Source organism: Acinetobacter sp. CY81 (assembly GCF_059515925.1).
In genome coordinates, this window is the sequence record NZ_JCAKNC010000003.1 from 345,875 (window position 1) to 363,686 (window position 17,812).

Sequence of the window (17,812 nt, forward strand, 5' to 3'; positions counted from 1 at the left end):
AGATTTTAGGTCGAGTGTGATTCATGAATACTGCTTTAAATTGTAATATTTGTTTCATTGGTGGTGGTAATATGGCTCAAGCCTTAATTGGCGGTTTATTGAGTCGTGGTTTACCTGCTACACGTGTGACTGTATCTGATCCAGTTGAACATGTACGCGAATTATTACAAGCTAAACATATTCATGTAACTGACAATAATATCGATGCCATTCGAGATGCTGATATTGTTGTTCTTGCGGTGAAGCCACAAGTTTTAGCTGATGTTTTGAAGCCATTGAATGGTCTGTTTACCGATAAATTGATTGTTTCAATCGTAGCTGGTGCAGAAATTCAAACAATTTCTGCATTTACGGGCACCGAAATGGTGGTTCGTGTCATGCCGAATACACCTGCATTGGTTCAAACTGGTGCGCATGGTTTATTTGCTTATCCAGTGGTTGATGATGCTAAGCGAGAGTTGGCAAGCCAAGTTTTGGCTGCAACAGGCTTAACCCTTTGGGTGAAAAGTGAAGAGCAAATTGATGCAGTAACAGCAGTATCGGGTTCAGGCCCGGCATACTTTTTCTATATGATGGAAAGTATGATTCGTGCAGGCAAAAATATGGGCTTGGATGAAAAAACTGCAACAGCATTAACACTACAAACTGCGTTGGGTGCTGCACAAATGGCAATCACCAGTTCCAATACGCCTGCGGAGTTGCGTAAGAATGTGACGTCACCAAATGGTACGACACAAGCTGCACTCGAAGTTTTTGATCGTGCACAAATATCACAAAATATTCAAACAGCTTTGGCCGCTGCACAAAAGCGTAGCCAAGAGTTAGCTCAAGATTTAAGCGATAGTGCTAAATAACCAATTTTATTAGGAAAGTTGAAGTATGGGTGCGAGTTCTGCGCTATTTTTTGACATTATCATTAATGTTGCAATTTTATTGGTGTTCTTTCGCTTCTTAATGCAGTTGGCGGGTGTGAATCCATATAATCCAGTGGTTCAATCCACCACTAAAGCGACAAAAATCGTGGATGTTTTTGGTCGAATTTTACCGACTGTTGCAGGTGGGCGTGTCAATCTCGCTGCTTTGGTCTTGGTGATTTTACTATATTTCTTAAAAGTATTTGGTTTCAAATACTTAAATGCTCAACCGACTGGAACAACGGTTTATTTTGTTGTTTCGACCATGCTTTCGATGTTGCTATCGTTGGTGAGTATTTTGAAATACATGTTATTCGGTTACATCATTTGTAGTTGGATCGTGATGTTTACCCAATCTCGTTCTCCATACATTGAAGTATTACAAGAGCTTGCTGAGCCAATGCTTGCTCCATTCCGTAAAATTATGCCAAATATGGGCATGATTGATCTTTCTCCAATCTTGGCATTCTTTACGTTATATATTGCTGAAATGATGTTGAAATCAATCGGATAAGATTTGATGAATAATAAAAAAGGACTCAATGGAGTCCTTTTTTATTATGAAGAGTTTGAAGAGCTCTTCCTTGTAAAACAGTGCTTCTCACCTTTAAAAGGGAGCGGCTTAAATCCCTCTTTTCGAAAGAGGGATTTAGGGTGATTTTAATGGTTAATGCGCTTCATCCCAGTTTTTACCTTTACCGACTTCAACGAGTAGAGGTACAGAGATTTTCACGACATTTTGCATGGCTTCAGCAATTTTCACTTCTAATTCATCGGCAATGCTTTCATCGACTTCAAACACCAATTCATCGTGAACTTGTAATAACAGTTTTGCTTGAGTTTTCGGCAGCACTTTATCGACTTCAATCATCGCTAATTTGATAATTTCAGCAGCAGAACCTTGAAGTGGAGCATTAATTGCTGCACGTTCAGCTGCTTTACGAATCATCATATTTCGAGCATCAATGTCGGGTGTATACAAACGACGTCCAGTGATGGTTTCTACATAACCTTGTTCTAAAGCGACTTGGCGTGTGCGTTGCATGTATTCATAGATACCAGGGTAACGATGGAAATACTGCTTGATATAGTTTTGAGATTCTTCACGAGTGAAACCGAGTTGGCGAATCAAACCAAATTCCGACATACCATAGAGCAGTCCAAAGTTCACGGCTTTAGCTTGGCGACGCTGATCATTGGTTACATCTTCAAGGGCAACATTCAACACTTCCGCAGCAGTACGACGATGCACGTCTTGTCCGTTATTAAAAGCATCGACTAAGGCATCATCTTGAGAGAAGTGTGCCATTAAACGTAATTCAATTTGTGAATAATCGGCTGCCAGTAATACACGACCTTCAGGTGCAACAAAGGCCTTACGGATTTGACGCCCAATTTCTTCACGTACAGGAATGTTTTGTAGATTCGGATCGGTAGATGACAAGCGACCAGTCGCTGTTAAAGCTTGATGATAACTGGTGTGTACGCGCTTTGTTCCATCATTGGCTTGTTTCAACAAACCATCAGTATAAGTACTTTTGAGTTTGGTCAGACCGCGATATTCCAAAATGAGTTGCGCAATAGGATGGTCGATTTTCTCTAAAATGCTTTCACTGGTGCTGTACTGACCTGTTGCCGTTTTTTTGCCACCTTTTAATCCTAATTTATCAAAAAGGATTTCACCGACTTGTTTTGGTGAGCTGACATTGAACGGTTGCTCTGCAATTTCAATAATTTGATTTTCTAAATTTTGAATGTTATCTGCAAATTCACAACCCAATTGATCGAGGAATTGTAAATCTAGTTCAATACCATTTTCCTCCATTGATGTCAGTACCGAAGCTGTCGGAACTTCAATTTTATGCAGGATTTCACTTAAAGGCGGTGTTTCTTTGAGTTTGCGATCAAGGACTTCATAAAGGCGGTAGGTTACATGTGCATCTTCAGCGGCATAGTGTGCAGCGGTTTCAATCTCAATTTGATTGAACGTTTTTTGCTTCGCACCTTTACCTGCAACTTGTTCGTAAGTTGTGGTCAAATGGCTCAAGTAAACACGTGCCACATCATCCATACCATGACGTGTAGCCACTGCATTGAGCACATAAGAAGCCAACATGGTATCGAAATACCATCCCTGTAAATGAATGCCATGATTTTCTAAAATGTGAGCATCGTATTTTAAATGATGACCAATTTTTTCAACTTGTGGATTTTCTAAAATGGGTTTGATCTGTGTAATGACATCATCACGATTTAACTGCTCAGGTGCACCTTCATAATCGTGTGCGAGTGGCACGTAGTAGGCATCATTGGCATCAAAAGCAACCGAAAATCCAACCATTTCAGCAATACGATAATCAAGGCTGGTGGTTTCAGTATCAAATGCAAAACGTGTTGCTGTGTTCAAGCGTTTGAAGAATGTTTCCCAATCAGATTGGCTCAATACCGTGTGGTAAGTGGCTTGACCTAATTGATCATCAACACTGCTAGAAGTTGCATGAACGTCTGGAACTGTTGTTTTAGTGTTTGCAGGGACTGTTTTTTCAATACTTTTAGCAGTTTGTTTATATGTCGCATTATTCGGATTATTGGGGTGATCTAGAGACTGAAGTTGATTACGGAATTCGAGTTCAGTATATAAACGACGCAATTCATCAACATTTGGATCAAGCAATCGTAAATCATCATACGTTAGATTCAGTTCTAGGTCACAGACGATACTGGCAAGTTGATGATCAAGAGTAATGCCTTCAACACTATCTTTAATGTTTTGACCGACTTTGCCTTTGATTTTGTCGACATTTTCTAAAATGCCACCAATTGAACCATATTCGGTTAACAGTTTAGCGGCAGTTTTTGCACCTACACCTGGAACACCCATGATGCCGTCAGACGCATCGCCCATGAGGGTAAGGTAGTCAATAATTTGGTTTGGCCAAACGCCAAATTTTTCAAAAACGCCATCGACATCCATCGGTTTGTCTTTAAAGCTGTCCTCTAAAGTAACTTTGTCTGTCACCAACTGTGCCATGTCTTTATCTCCAGTGGAGATAAGGACTTGATAGCCTTCTTTTTCAGCGCGTTTTGCTAATGTTCCAATAATATCGTCGGCTTCCGCCCCAGGCAGAACATGCAGGGGAATGCCTAATGCACGGATTAAATTGTGCAAGTAAGGGATTTGCTGTGACAACTCATCAGGCATGCTTGGACGATCACCTTTATAAATCGGTGAGAGTTCATGGCGAAAAGTAGGTTCTGGTGTATCAAAAATCACAGCCATATGTGTAGGTTGTACACGACGCATGAGTTTTTGGATCGCAGAAATCGCACCACGAATAGCGTTGGTCTGTAACCCTGTTGAAGTGGTTAACGGTGGTAGTGCATGGTATGCACGAAATAAAAAATATGACCCATCGACCAAAACAAATGGTGGCATCGAAACGTTCCTAATCCAAATAACTGGGTTATTGTACGTGATTTTGCAGTTCAAGGTTGTATCAAGATGAACACCGACTTACCGAATATCTGATGAATTGAAGCATATAAAGAAATAAGCTGATGTATGATCGCGGTTCACGGAAAGAGAAATAAAAACATGCTTAAAGCACAAGGCGAAATCAGAATGATTTGGTTGATGGTACTGATTATTTGTGCCGTAGGGGCATGGTTTTTAGCTGTACCGACTTTAACCTATCTGTGTCTAATCGCATTTGTGATGAGTGTCATTCAGTACGTGGATGCAATTCAAAAACCTATAGACGTGATTGCACAACAAAGTACGTATCAGGTCGAATATACCTCCAAAGTTCCTTTATATATATCGTCGATCATTGCATTGGTTGGTGGATTGCTGAGTTTAAGCTGGATGGTCGCCATTGGTGCGACGCTATGGATTTTTTTCTTTTTAAGATGGTTAAGGCGTTTAGAAACCAATTTAGAGGTGATGAACTATCGCCAGTTGATGATTATTCATCAACAACAAAGTCAAACCTCAAAATCACACTCAAATATCGAATTAAGCCTAGATCAATCATCTGATCAATTTGCTAATCAAACAATCAGTGCAGTGTCGAATCATACAAATCCATTAACAGCTCATGAGCAGCTGGGTTTTATGGAGCAGATGAGTCAGTGGATTTTTAAAGGTAATCCTGTTTTAAAAGTTGCGATTTTGGTGCTTGTTATAGGCGTCATTCTTTTACTTCGGTTTGCAACTGAACATTGGCAACTGAGTTTGGCGCTGAAGTTGGGAATCGTTACGCTGATCAGTGCTATGGTGACAGCAATCGGATATGGGCTACGCAATAAGAATCGTAGCTTTTCGTTAGCTTTAGAGGGTTTGGGGCAAGCTGGACTATTTCTGACCTTATTCTTTGCCTATTACAATCAAGTGATCGGTACATTAACAGTCGCAGCACTGTGTTATGCCATTATTATGATGCTGACTTTGTACCTCAGTTTAAAACAACAAAGTATTGAGTTGGCGTTGATGGCGATGTTAATTGCTTATTTGGCGCCGTTTACCTTGCCTGTTCGAGATGCGACTGCGATTGAATTTGTTGCTTATTATGTCGTAATCAATATTGCTGTCGCGATTTTAACGACGCTTAGACCTTGGAAAATACTCAATCAACTTGCCTTTTTAGCAACGGTATTTATTGCAGGTGGCTATGCATTCTTAAATGGGAGTGATAATGATCGCCCAATGATGACTATTTTAGTGCTCATCCACACTGCAATTTTTGTTTGGTTAGGTTTTCGATTTAGTCAAATCGTTGCGCAGACGGATCTAACTCAATTTAAATTAAAACCTGTACTGGATGTCGCCTTGATTTTTAGTGCACCGATTGTCAGTTTTGGCTTTATTTATCTGATGTATTTTCAGGAAAGCTATGCGCAAGCGGGCATGAGTTTAGGTTTTGCTTTCATTTACGGCTTACTTTATCTCTTGGCAAAACGAAGCCATGTCATCAATATCATTGCTCAGAGTTATTTTAGTCTGATGCTGATTTTCTTGGCGCTGATTCCTCCAATTTTGTTAAAACAGGAATGGAGTGTCATTGGTTGGGCTGTTGAAGGATTAATAATATTCATTTTTGCTTTATATCGAAATTCTGCAATTAGTCGTTATCTTGCAATGGGTTTAATGGTCGTTGCAGGTTTAACCAGTTTGTATTATTGGGTGGAATTGCCAGAATTTCCGCGACTGATGTTTAGTGTTCTGACACTTTGTTATTTTACTGCGCTATACATTGCCAACGTTAAAGCGAGTTTTCAAAAACAACTTTCAATGGCAACGACAGTATTTTTAAGTTTGATGAGTATTGCTGCAACAACGATGCTGCTCATCTTATGTCTGGATTATTTCGACGGTTCCAATCAATGGGTGATGAGTCTATTGGTTGGAACGACCATCTTGATGTTGATCAATGAAGGATTATTCAATACCAAAATAGTGTGGTCATGGCTATTGCCGAAATGGTTTGGTCTGATGGTGTTGTTCATCTTTGCTTTTGGGGTGCTGATTCACTATAGCCAAGGTGGCGTTGTATTGTGGACAACGGCATTTAATCGTATCGGTTTCACATGTGCTGGCTTGATGATGGTATGGTTGTGGTTAAGACCGTTGTTGGGTTTAAACACTGAGCGAGAGTGGGTTAGTCTAGGTGTCTTAACATCCTTCGCGTTGGCGAGCCTGACCTTAGTTCCATCCATGCCATTTATTAGCGTGGTGATGTTGCCATTGGTCTTTTGCATCTGGTGTTATTTCAAAAAGACCGATTCCGAATGGCAAATATTTTGGCAGACGCGCAGTAGTTTATTGCTGATGATAGTGTGGATTCTCTGCTCACAACTCTTTTCAGAGCAAGCTTTTCAAGGCTATTTATTTGTCGTGATCAATCCTTTTGATCTGGTGAGTTTGGCAATGCTTGCTGGATTTTTATGGATGCTATCCCTTCAACTTAAATCGGGACTTGATCAGGGCATTGTCGCGATATTGATGGTGTTGAGTGTACTGTGGTTGAGTAGCTATATTCTGTTAAGAGCATTGCATGTCTATTTCGATACGCCTTATAACGATTTAGCCATATGGGGCGATGCGCTGGTGCAACTCAGTTTGACCTTACTTTGGGTGAGTCTCGCATTTATTAGCATGAGTTTAGCCAGTCGAAAACAGATTCGTTCCGTGTGGATTTTAGGTGGCAGTATTTTGTTTATTGTGACCTTAAAGTTGGTGCTGTTTGATTTATCGCATATCGGCACATTGACACGGGTAATTTCATTTCTTGGTGCTGGTCTGGTTATGTTGGTTATTGCTTATATCGCGCCAATTCCAGAGAGTGAGCAAGCTATAAAAAATGAAGTAGGTTAATTTGATGTAATAAAAGACAGAATGTTTGAAGATGATTGCTAATCGCGTACTTCTTGAATTGAGGATTCTTTGATTATCTAATCGAGCACATTCACCGCTTCAATTTTGAAGATGATGAATGTGCTTTTTTTATTGTCAGTTACTTAATTTTAGGCTCTCGGTCAATTTCTTTGGCATTGGCGTATTGATCAATTTCTTCATCATGCAGAATCTGTTGTGATGGGCGATCGACAAAGCCCATTTTAGGTACAGGAATCTCAATTTGATTTTCCACGAACCCATTTCGAATGCGTTCTTGCATTTCGTCACGAACTTTTAAGAAATTCTCTTGCTGACACCAAATCGCAAATAACAATTCTATAGAAGACTCACGAAAAGCGGTTACGGTTACCGCAGGTTTTGGATCGGCAAGAACCAATGGATAAGAAGCCGCAACTTTGAGTAAAACCTCACGTACCTTGATAATGTCTTCATGGAAGTTAATTGCAAGCGTAATTGGAATTCGCCGTATAGGAAACTTCGACAGGTTTTGCACAGGGGCTCGAATCAATTGTTCGTTGGGTAAACGCACATAGACATTGTCCTGCGTTAAAAGCTTCACCGACAATAAATCAATTGAGATCACTTCACCTTCAATGGTATGTCCACGAATTAAAGTAATTTGAATGGTGTCGCCAATTTCAAATGAACCCTCACCAATCAGGAACAAACCACTGATTAAGTTGGTCGCAGAGGTTTGCGATGCAAAACCTAAGGCAACCGTTAAGATACCCGCAGCACCCAGAAAGACGCTGAGTTTAAAGCCCGCTTCTTTTAAACTGGCCATCACGAAGATAAGAAAAATAAAGTAAAAAATACCGCGACGCCAAACTAAGCGTTGATGGGCATTAAACTTTGCACCAATGGTTCGGATGAAGGTATTTGAAACCACACGAGCAAACAAGAAACCAATAAAACACAAGACGATGGCAATGATGATTTCAGTGAGCCGATCTGTATTGATATTGGTAAATATGCTTTTGAGGCTATCTGCCACGGTTTTAGTAAGACTATCTGCCATGTTGCCCCCTTAAAAGAATGAATCAAACATATTAAATAAAGCGCCGCCTGGTGCTCGCGCTTGATTGATATAAGTCACCTCTCCGGCCAGAGGAGGAGTCCTATTTTCAATTCGAATACGCGCAGGGCGATCCATCCCTTCATGAATGACTTTGATTTGTGATGTCCACAGTCGAGTGGTACTTTCGCTATAAAAGAGTGGTAGTGCAGGGACTGGAACATTCATGCGGTCAAAACGAAGTTGGTGATTACTAACATTATGGAAATCAATAGGTGTCACCGCACGAAAGGCTCTTGGTCGAAGTTGTTTCAACTCTGTACGTCCATCGACAGAGGTTGCATAACACATATCACCACTGCGATGATCAGGGCCGAACCAGGTATCTTTAGGTTGAATCACAGGAATATCAAATAAAGGATTTTTTTGACCTTGGGCAAAACCTGAAATCCAAAGTGGTGTACTGATATAGAGCGTACCGCGTTGTCCCGCAGGAATATAAATCGGGTCAACAGGACGAATCACCACAGAGCGATCTGCTAGTCTGGGAATCAATTGAAAATTTGGACTGGTTTCTCTAAACATGTAGCGTTCGACATGAACAGGTTGAGGAAATGCAAAATTCACATCTTCTATTCGGTGCCAAGTTTGTTCATAGTCATATTGAATTTGAGGGCGATAATATTCCAAACGCCATTCTTGTAAACCGCGTGTCACTCTTAACAATAAAGAACCAAATTTCCATGCCTTGGACTGATTCAGTTCAAATTTTTGTTCGCCCCACCACTTTAAATCTGTAACTTCAGATTCGAATTGATCATTTTGAAACAAAGTCACTCATCCTTTATTTAAATTCTTTCAAAAAATTGGTTCACGCTAAGATGTGCTTAGAGTACACTCAAATCAACCTAAATCATCATAATAAGTTGTAATGCAAGTACTTAAACAACTACAAATTCCGTATAGTTTTGCAAAAAAGCATGGCGTTCTTTTACGTTATGAAGGTGATCAAGTTTTTATTGTTCGCCGTCAAGATACGACTTTAACTGCGATTCAAGAAGCACGACGCTTTTTGGGGCGGGCTGCTCATCATCAGCTTAATTCTGAACAAGATTTTAATCAATTGTTGACTTCAAGTTATGCAGGCGAGACAGGGGAGTCTCAACAAGTGGCTGCAGGTCTTGAAGATCATCCTGATTTATTGAGTCTTGCCGATCAAGTGCCTGAAGCTGAAGATCTTATGGATCAAGAAGATGATGCGCCAATTGTTCGCTTGATCAATGCATTATTATCTGAAGCCATTCGAGTCGGCGCATCTGATATTCATATTGAAGCGTTTGAGAAGAAACTTTCAGTGCGTTTACGTGTCGATGGTCAATTGCGTGAAATTGTTCAACCACGCCGTGAACTTGCACCACTGCTGGTATCACGTATTAAAGTCATGGCAAAACTCGATATTGCCGAGAAGCGTGTGCCACAAGATGGTCGTATCTCGCTAAGACTTGCAGGTCGTGAAGTGGATGTTCGTGTATCTACACTGCCTTCTTCACATGGTGAACGTGTGGTGATGCGTTTGCTGGATAAGCAAGCAGGTCGTTTAAACATGACTCACTTGGGTCTGATGAAAAGTGACTATGAGCGATTGACGCAATTGGTTCATCGTCCACATGGCATTATTTTAGTAACTGGACCTACAGGGTCAGGTAAAACCACCACGCTTTATGCAGCGCTGTCTGATTTAAACGATGGTTCAAAGAATATTTTGACTGCGGAAGATCCGATTGAGTATCAACTTGAAGGAATTGGTCAAACGCAGGTCAATACCAAAGTAGACATGACCTTTGCACGTGCATTAAAAGCAATGTTGCGACAAGACCCTGATGTGGTAATGGTCGGTGAGATCCGTGATTTGGAAACAGCAGAAATTGCAGTCCAAGCATCGCTCACAGGTCACTTAGTTTTATCTACACTGCATACCAATACTGCGATTGGTGCGGTAACGCGTTTAAAAGATATGGGGATTGAGCCTTTCTTATTGGCAAGTTCTTTGATTGGGGTGATTGCACAACGCCTAGTTCGTACGCTGTGCCCTCATTGTCATACGTGGCATGAAGCTGATGCTTTCGAAAAAGAGTTGTTTAAGAATTTAGAGTTAACCGAAGATATAAAGCTTCCAAGTCCTAAAGGCTGTGAGCATTGTTCACATACAGGTTTTAGTGGTCGTACTGCGATTTATGAAATTGTACCTGTAGATGATCAAATGCGCCGTTTGATTCATGGCAATGCGGCTGAGTATGAGTTGGAAACATATGCTCGAAATCAAACTACATCAATTCGAGATGATGGTTTGAGAAAGGTGCTTGCAGGTAAAAGTACGCTTGAGGAAGTGTTAAGAGTGACCAATGAAGCTGCGGAATGATCGTAGAATTATTGTTTAATGAGTCTAATTAAAATCGTGAACCAGTGCTTAGATATCAGTCGTGGAACGTGAAAAATCAATAAAAAAGCCCAAACGATAGTTATTGGGCTTTTTATATACTATAACAATATGAATTAAAAAGAAGAAATTCGAACATTTCGCATAAGGTGTATTATGTTAATTTTAAATTTTTTAATTAATCCATCGTCTTAATCAAATAATTGTCATAACTTGAGATAGAGGTTTTCTTGGCTTCTGTGGCCAATTATTATTTTTCGAATAACCCACAGCAACTATTATCACAGGTATCTCTATTGAAGTAAGTTCAAATGCATGCGCCATCAATGTTGCATCAAAACCACCTATTGCACATGATCCTAAGCCCATACCTTGTGCAGCAAGCATTAAAGACATGGCAGCTAATGATGCTGAACGAATAGCTTCGTCCCGTTGTATTGTCTTGTTTCCTTCATGTGAAGCAATCTGTGCAACCCAATCATCAATAATTTCTTGCCCCATTATATTTGCTTCTAAGCTTGGTTGTAATGCTGAACGTAGTTGCTTATGTGCTTCTGTCATACCACAAATAATGAAATTTACGGAAGCAGTCATAATTTTTTCTTGCCCATATGCTACAGACTTTAAACGTCTTTTTGCCTCCTCAGAACGAACTGCTATAAATTTCCAATTCTGTAAATTATAAGCTGTAGGGGATTTGGTGGCTAAATCAACCAATGAAGCGATGACTTTATCTTCTAAAAATTGATTTGGTTGAAAACTGTTAACTGAAATTCGACTATTAATCACTTTTTCTATAGATGAATTCATATAAGTACCTATTAATTATAAAATTATCATAAGCAGAAATTACTTATTTTTTGATGTTGTCCATTGGACAATGAAAACACTGATCAATACGATGATTAAACCTATAAGTGCCGTTCCAGAGATCGTTTGCGATAGTAAACACCAACCTAATACGACTGCGGTAAGTGGGCTCAGTAGTCCAAGCGATGCGACAGCTACTGTAGGTAGGCGCTCTAAACCTCTAAACCACAGTGTATAAGCAAGCAGAGCACCAGCTAAACTAAGATAAATGTAGGAGGCATATTGCAATGGCTCTAAAGGAGGAAATGGTTCATCAAAAAAATAGGCCATCGGTGCAAGCATTACTCCACCTATGACAAGTTGCCAACCTGTCATTGCTAACAATGGTAAATTCAGCTTCCATTGTGAGGTAAACCATACCCCATATGCCATAGAGACTGCTCCCATTAATGCTGCAATAATACCTATAGGCTCTATTACTGTTTGAGGTGACAATAATAAAATAGCCATTCCACATATACCCGCTATAGCAGAACAGAGTGTGGAAAATAACGGAGAACGTCCATTCATTACCCAAACTAACATCATTACCAATAAGGGCTGAATTGCACTAAGTACAGCCGCTAGCCCACCTGGTAAACGATAAGCTGCTATAAATAAGAGGGCTTGAAAAATACCTATATTCAATGCTCCAAGTACGAATAAACGCCATAAATCTTTTTTTATTGGTATATATCGGTTGAATAACAATAATAAAAAGCCAGCAGGCAATACTCGAATTAGAGCTGAAGTAAAAGGTCGATCATCAGGAAGTAATTCAGATGTCACTATATATGTAGAACCCCAAATTGCAGGGGCTAAAGCTGTCAGCATCACATCTTTCCAAAATGATAAGGCTCTCATTGACATATTTTGTATTTATCTTGAATTTAAGATAATATTATTGTGTTGATTAATTACCTTGAAGTCAAGATAAATGAGTGAGCAATCTAATCAAAGAAAATTCGATATGGTGGATGTATTTCTTGAGCAATGGCAAAAAGAACGCCCTGATCTTGATATTTCACCAATGGGGCCTATTGGACGTATAAAAAGATGTGCCTCTCTTCTAGAAAGACGACTTGAATCAAAATTTGCGGATTTCGATCTGAATCTATGGGAGTTTGATATGCTCGCAACATTGCGCAGATCTGGTATTCCATACTGTCTAAGTCCAACAGAACTGTTCTCTTTATTAATGGTTACTTCTGGAACGATGACTCATCGATTAAAGCGGCTAGAAAATAGAAATTTGATAAAACGGGTTTCAAATTTAGAAGATGCAAGAAGTACACTTGTTCAATTAACAGATAATGGATTGGAATTGATTGATCGTGCTATTGAAGAACACCTTAAAAATGAGCAGATGATCCTTGCAAAAATGCCTACTGATATACTTAATGAATTGGATAAACATCTTTCTATGCTATTACAGACTTTAGAAACACCATCTATAGAAAATAATTAGCCCCATTTAACATAATGGGCATTATGCGAAGTTAAATTTATTACGTATAGAAAAGCTGATATTTAATAAAATATCAGCTTTTATTTAGCATCAAACAATCACATTCAACGTCACATCGATATTGCCACGTGTCGCATTTGAATAAGGGCAGACGATATGTGCAGCATCCACCAACTTTTGCGCTTCGCTTTGCTCTAAACCTTCTAAATGAATATTTAAGGTGGCAGCAATACCAAAACCTGTTGGAATTGGACCAATACTTACTTCACCTTCAATATAGGCATCAGGTGTAATTTTAAGTTTGTCACGGTTCGCGACAAATTTCATAGCACCTAAGAAACATGCTGAATAGCCAGCAGCAAACAGTTGCTCAGGATTGGTTCCACCGCCTGGGCCACCCATTTCTTTAGGTACAGCCAATTTTACATCCAAAATTCCATCTGATGATTTTGCACTACCATCACGACCGCCAGTTGCTTTCGCATGCGCTGTATATGCAATTTTTTCTAAAGACATGAACTTATCCTAATTCATTATATTGAACTAAGATCGTGTCTGAATTTGATTAGAAAATAAGCAGTAAAATTGTAACGATATGGGAGGGGTAAATTAATATTGGATTAATTTTCTATGTTGCATCAAAGGCATGGATTCACGGACTTTTAATTGTTGTTCTAAGTCAAAAGGAGCGGTAATGAGTTGAGCACCTTCTTGATTTACAATCTCTAAAATCTGTCCACGACTATTGGTTGCAGCTGTGTGTCCCCAAGTTTGACGTTTTTCACCATGCCAACCTTGTTGAGCAGCACCTAAAACTTGACACTGACTATCCATTGCTCGAGCTTGTAAAAGCAACTGCCAATGCATTTCACCAGTGGTATAGGTAAATGCTGCAGGTGCGGTGAGAATATTAGCACCACGATTTCTTAACGAAAGTGAAAGCTCAGGAAAACGCAGGTCGTAACACACCATTAAGCCAATATTACCAAAAGGAGTCTTTGCTAATACAATTTCATCGCCAGGTTCAAAAAACTTAGACTCTTGGTATCCGCCTACAGCATCGCCGACTTGAACATCAAACAAATGTATTTTGTCATAACGCGCTTCAGTTCTTTCAGGGCTAATACATAAGCTAACTGTACGAACACGACCATCTTGAATCACAGATCCATCTGGACGATAAGGGCAAGGGAGAGTGCCTGCAACGATCCAAAGTTGGTATTGATGTGCAAGGTTTTGTAGGCGTGTTTGAAATTCATCAAAACGTTCTGCTGTTTCACGTTGTTTTCCAGCAGCAAAACACACAAAATTTTCTGGAAAAACGATCAGGCTAGCGCCTTGAGCTTTACTTTCCATCATCAATGATTCGATCACACTGAAGTTTGCTTCAATGTCATTTTGAGAATTCATTTGAACAACGGAAAGTAAAGTCATGACGCATTCCATACGTGGACTAGCTTTATAGTCTAGCTTTTATAATTTAGATGCTGTGATCAATAGGATCTTGCTGTTTCTCTAACTGTTTAACCAAAGGCTCAAACATATTTTGGTTATTTTCATTTAATTTCATCAATGTACGATGAGCATCTAAAACAGTTGAAAGCATTACATTGTGTGTAATGTGTTCATCCAGAAGTGCAAGAGTGCAAACATTTGGATCACCACAATAATTCAAAATCACGAAAACTTGACCAAGTCCCATGCTATTCGCAAGCGTAGTAATATCAGGATTCGTAGACAGCATGACTGCTTGAATATGGTGGACTTGTTTCAGTTTTAGACCAAGTTTTGCTAAAATGCCTAAAACAGTACTATCTATAAATGTGGTTTGGGTTAAATCAACAATCGCGCCAGTGACGTTACTTTGCTGTTCAATCCGAGACAAAAGTTTGTCTAGACTAATACAAGATTGGGCTCGCACTTCACCAATAATTTTGAAGATATGCGTTCCATTCAAGCTTGCATATTCAACATGACCTGTTGACATATAAATGCCATTTGCAGAGAAGGATTGGAAAATTATCACATAGCGCAACCCTATTCTCAAGTAGTCTAGGGTCGTAGAACAGGCTTAAAAACTCTATAGTATTGATTATAAAGTTAATTCAATCTTTGTAAGCTTAAAATGGCAATATCATCTGCGACATGTTCAGGTGCTTCAAATGAATGATTTTGCAAGTGATAGACCAATTGTGAAAATTGTTCGTTCAACCCGCCATCAAATGGTTCAAGTGCACCGTCTGAACAAATAATAAAGCGTGCATGACGATTTAGAGTACATTCTTGTTCTTCAATGTCTAAGTCTTCAGTGAGTCCCAGAGGAAAACTACTGGTGTTTAATATACGAGGTGGTTGGTTTGGTTCAAAAATAATAGCAGGTGGGTAATGTCCTGCACTTGACCATTTTAATTGATGCGTTTCGAGATTCAAAACACCTGCAATCATGGTGATATGTTTTTCAATATTTTCTTGAACGAGCATGCCGTTGAGTTTTTTGAGTAACTCTCTGGGTGTTTTAGATCGACCATGAAACGCAGCCATCCAAGATGTCAGTAAAGAGCTGGTTACACCATGCCCTGACACATCGGCTAAATAGAAAATGATTTCTTTATCGCTAATTTTCCAATAGTCATACCAATCACCTGACAAATAAGCTGAAGGTTGAAACAGGGTTTCAACTTCATAATTTTGAAGCTCGATTGGGTTAGGCAGGAGTTTCTTTTGCAGTTCAGCTGCAGAAGGTAGATCGCGACTGTCTTGATTACGTTTATATTGTGCATCAATCTTAAGTAGTGATTCTTCAAGTAGGCTTGGAAGCTTGGTCCAAATCCAGCCTGCCAATGCTCCGAGTTCCCAAGCTTGAGAAAGCTCACTACCTTGATCTTCATGGCCAATCACAATGGTTGGAATCGACCATTTATAGTGAAGGAAATCATTCACGTCTGCGATGGCAATAATAGTAGGATCATACAGATGAATATCTTCGATATTGATCATTTGCAAACTCGGAAGAGTATCTAGAACGAATTCTAAATTTGGAATTTTGCGAGTGGGCTGAATGAAATACATATAGTTGAAGATTGATCCTAATGGTTGATGCTTAATCTATCTTAGTCGAACTAAAAACGATATCCAAGTATTAAGGGGAATCCAAAATGAATTCCCCTTAATTAAGTGTTAAGAAACATATTTGATATTTAAAGAGTTAAATTACTCGGTAACTGTATCGTCATCACCTAAGTCATCTTCAATAAACAAGCCTTCACTTGATTCAATGCCTTTCTTTTCAGCGATTTCAAAGTTTTTACGTTGAAGATAAACATCGCGTAAAGCAGCGTATTTGTCACCTTGTAAAACTTGTTCTACATCTAAGAGTTGTGATCGAGCATCAACACCACGCAAAACCTGTTCACTATAATAAAGGCGATCATTATTTTCTAAAATGTACTTTTGTGGTCGAGCTTGACTGTCAACTACACGACCCAAGCTGTCACGGAATGTACTTGGGCCCATCACTGGTAACATTAAGTATGGTCCAGAAGGAACGCCATAATAGCCAAGTGTAGTTCCTAAGTCCTCTTCTTCAGTACTCATACCTAAACGCGTTGCAGGATCTGCAAAACCTAAAGTCGTTACTGTATTTAATGTAAAACGACCTAAAGTTTTTGCTGCGCGAGAAAAACGACCTTGTGCAAGTTGGTTAACAGCATTCCAAGGTTCACCTAAATTTTTTCTAAATGAACGATAAGATCCACGGACGTCTGTTGGCACCTTTTCAGTATATTTAACAGCCAATGGGCGAGCGATGTTTCGATCCAGCACATCATTAAATTCATAAATTTGACGATTCAAAGGTTGAAGAGGGTCTTTTACCTCATCTGCTTGAGCGGCATTCGCATTTACCTTGAGCTGGTCAATTTTAATTGATTTCAACTCTTTTAGAGCTTCCAGACGTGGATGACGAGCCTTGTCAGCCTGTTCATTATTATCGGTTGCTATATTTTCAGCATCTACAACGACATTATCTAAGGAATCAGTTGTTTGATTCTCCTCTATAGATAAAGAGTTATTCAACGATTCTTTGTCATTAGCATTTAAAGCATCTTGAGCATAAGTTGTTGTACTTAATCCAAGCGCCAGCATACTTACCCATAAAATATTCTTATGATGCATAACAGACCTAAATATAATAATGAAAGAAATAAAAGCACTCTTAGTATAATGAATACTGAAAAATGTACCTGGGTTCTATCTTAACAGCTTATTAAAATGAGATGTTAATGCTAATTTGATCGAAAACCATCTCAAAATTGTGCAAAAAATGTGAAATCGACACTATTTTGCATGAAAAAAATACACTCAATAAAAATATTGAAAAAAGGGTATTGCACTGTATCTGAAATGCTGTAGAATGCACATCCATCGGCGGTGATGTTAATTAAAACTTGTTGATAAACAATGGTTTAGCCTGATTGGTTGGATTTAAGTTTATTGAATAGGTTGGAAAAATAATTAACAAAACTAGTTGACTAATCTTCGAAAGAGAGTAGTATAGCCGACCTAGCTTGCTGGTGACGAACCAACAAGAAGATCATTAAGAGATTATGAAGAACAACTTGTGTGGATTTTTACTGATTGATTGATCGAAATTATTTTCATTGATTGATGGTAGAAATTACTCGAAGTTTATTTGAGAAATATTTGTCAGAAAATT

15 protein-coding genes are annotated in these 17,812 nt (G+C 39.1%); 5 read left to right on the forward strand and 10 right to left on the reverse strand.

Annotated elements, in window-relative coordinates:
* The first annotated feature begins 23 nt into the window (after nt 1-23).
* Together proC and AC5YDM_RS06135 are read left to right on the forward strand one after the other, a co-directional pair.
* Complete coding sequence (proC, locus tag AC5YDM_RS06130) at nt 24-854, forward strand: pyrroline-5-carboxylate reductase (protein ID WP_496151223.1); 831 nt, start codon at nt 24-26, stop codon at nt 852-854.
* 25 nt (nt 855-879) lie between these two features.
* Nucleotides 880-1,428 (forward strand): YggT family protein, encoded by a 549-nt coding sequence (locus AC5YDM_RS06135; RefSeq protein ID WP_496151224.1) that lies wholly within the window; start codon nt 880-882, stop codon nt 1,426-1,428.
* 153 nt (nt 1,429-1,581) lie between these two features.
* On the opposite strand, the gene polA is transcribed toward AC5YDM_RS06135, so the two are convergent.
* Nucleotides 1,582-4,350, reverse strand: a complete 2,769-nt coding sequence (polA, locus tag AC5YDM_RS06140; RefSeq protein ID WP_496151225.1) for a DNA polymerase I — start codon at nt 4,348-4,350, stop codon at nt 1,582-1,584.
* Nucleotides 4,351-4,509: 159 nt separating this feature from the next.
* Between polA and AC5YDM_RS06145 the strand changes: the two genes are divergently transcribed.
* Complete coding sequence (locus AC5YDM_RS06145) at nt 4,510-7,287, forward strand: DUF2339 domain-containing protein (protein WP_496151226.1); 2,778 nt, start codon at nt 4,510-4,512, stop codon at nt 7,285-7,287.
* A gap of 139 nt (nt 7,288-7,426) precedes the next feature.
* Here the strand turns inward: AC5YDM_RS06145 and AC5YDM_RS06150 are convergent, their stop codons facing one another.
* Both AC5YDM_RS06150 and AC5YDM_RS06155 read right to left on the reverse strand, forming a co-directional pair.
* Nucleotides 7,427-8,347, reverse strand: coding sequence for a mechanosensitive ion channel family protein (locus AC5YDM_RS06150; protein ID WP_496151227.1), 921 nt, complete (start codon nt 8,345-8,347; stop codon nt 7,427-7,429).
* 9 nt (nt 8,348-8,356) lie between these two features.
* Nucleotides 8,357-9,175 (reverse strand): DUF432 domain-containing protein, encoded by an 819-nt coding sequence (locus tag AC5YDM_RS06155; RefSeq protein ID WP_496151228.1) that lies wholly within the window; start codon nt 9,173-9,175, stop codon nt 8,357-8,359.
* 100 nt (nt 9,176-9,275) lie between these two features.
* On the opposite strand from AC5YDM_RS06155, the gene gspE reads away from it, so the two are divergent.
* The gene (gene gspE / locus AC5YDM_RS06160; protein ID WP_496151229.1) at nt 9,276-10,763 is read left to right on the forward strand and encodes a type II secretion system ATPase GspE; all 1,488 of its coding nucleotides are present in this window, start codon (nt 9,276-9,278) and stop codon (nt 10,761-10,763) included.
* 213 nt (nt 10,764-10,976) lie between these two features.
* On the opposite strand, the gene AC5YDM_RS06165 is transcribed toward gspE, so the two are convergent.
* Together AC5YDM_RS06165 and AC5YDM_RS06170 are read right to left on the reverse strand one after the other, a co-directional pair.
* Nucleotides 10,977-11,591, reverse strand: coding sequence for a nitroreductase family protein (locus AC5YDM_RS06165; RefSeq protein WP_496151230.1), 615 nt, complete (start codon nt 11,589-11,591; stop codon nt 10,977-10,979).
* Nucleotides 11,592-11,630: 39 nt separating this feature from the next.
* Nucleotides 11,631-12,500: an EamA family transporter gene (locus AC5YDM_RS06170; protein WP_496151231.1), complete on the reverse strand. Its 870-nt coding sequence runs from the start codon at nt 12,498-12,500 to the stop codon at nt 11,631-11,633.
* Between the two features lie 67 nt (nt 12,501-12,567).
* On the opposite strand from AC5YDM_RS06170, the gene AC5YDM_RS06175 reads away from it, so the two are divergent.
* Nucleotides 12,568-13,098, forward strand: a complete 531-nt coding sequence (locus AC5YDM_RS06175) for a MarR family winged helix-turn-helix transcriptional regulator (RefSeq protein WP_496151232.1) — start codon at nt 12,568-12,570, stop codon at nt 13,096-13,098.
* Between the two features lie 90 nt (nt 13,099-13,188).
* Here AC5YDM_RS06175 and AC5YDM_RS06180 read toward each other — a convergent pair whose 3' ends face one another.
* From AC5YDM_RS06180 to AC5YDM_RS06200, 5 genes are all read right to left on the reverse strand, one after another.
* On the reverse strand, nt 13,189-13,614 hold the full coding sequence (locus AC5YDM_RS06180; RefSeq protein WP_496151233.1) for an organic hydroperoxide resistance protein: 426 nt from the start codon (nt 13,612-13,614) through the stop codon (nt 13,189-13,191).
* Between the two features lie 93 nt (nt 13,615-13,707).
* A complete protein-coding gene (locus AC5YDM_RS06185) occupies nt 13,708-14,532 on the reverse strand; it encodes a carbon-nitrogen hydrolase family protein (protein ID WP_496151234.1) in 825 nt (274 codons plus the stop codon).
* A 46-nt stretch (nt 14,533-14,578) separates the two neighbouring features.
* Nucleotides 14,579-15,085, reverse strand: a complete 507-nt coding sequence (gene gigB / locus AC5YDM_RS06190; protein WP_496151235.1) for an anti-anti-sigma factor GigB — start codon at nt 15,083-15,085, stop codon at nt 14,579-14,581.
* 113 nt (nt 15,086-15,198) lie between these two features.
* Entirely contained in the window at nt 15,199-16,167 is a 969-nt protein-coding gene (gene gigA, locus AC5YDM_RS06195) for an RsbU family protein phosphatase GigA (RefSeq protein WP_496151236.1), read from the reverse strand.
* A gap of 141 nt (nt 16,168-16,308) precedes the next feature.
* Entirely contained in the window at nt 16,309-17,271 is a 963-nt protein-coding gene (locus AC5YDM_RS06200) for an MlaA family lipoprotein (protein ID WP_496151237.1), read from the reverse strand.
* Nucleotides 17,272-17,812 lie beyond the last annotated feature (541 nt).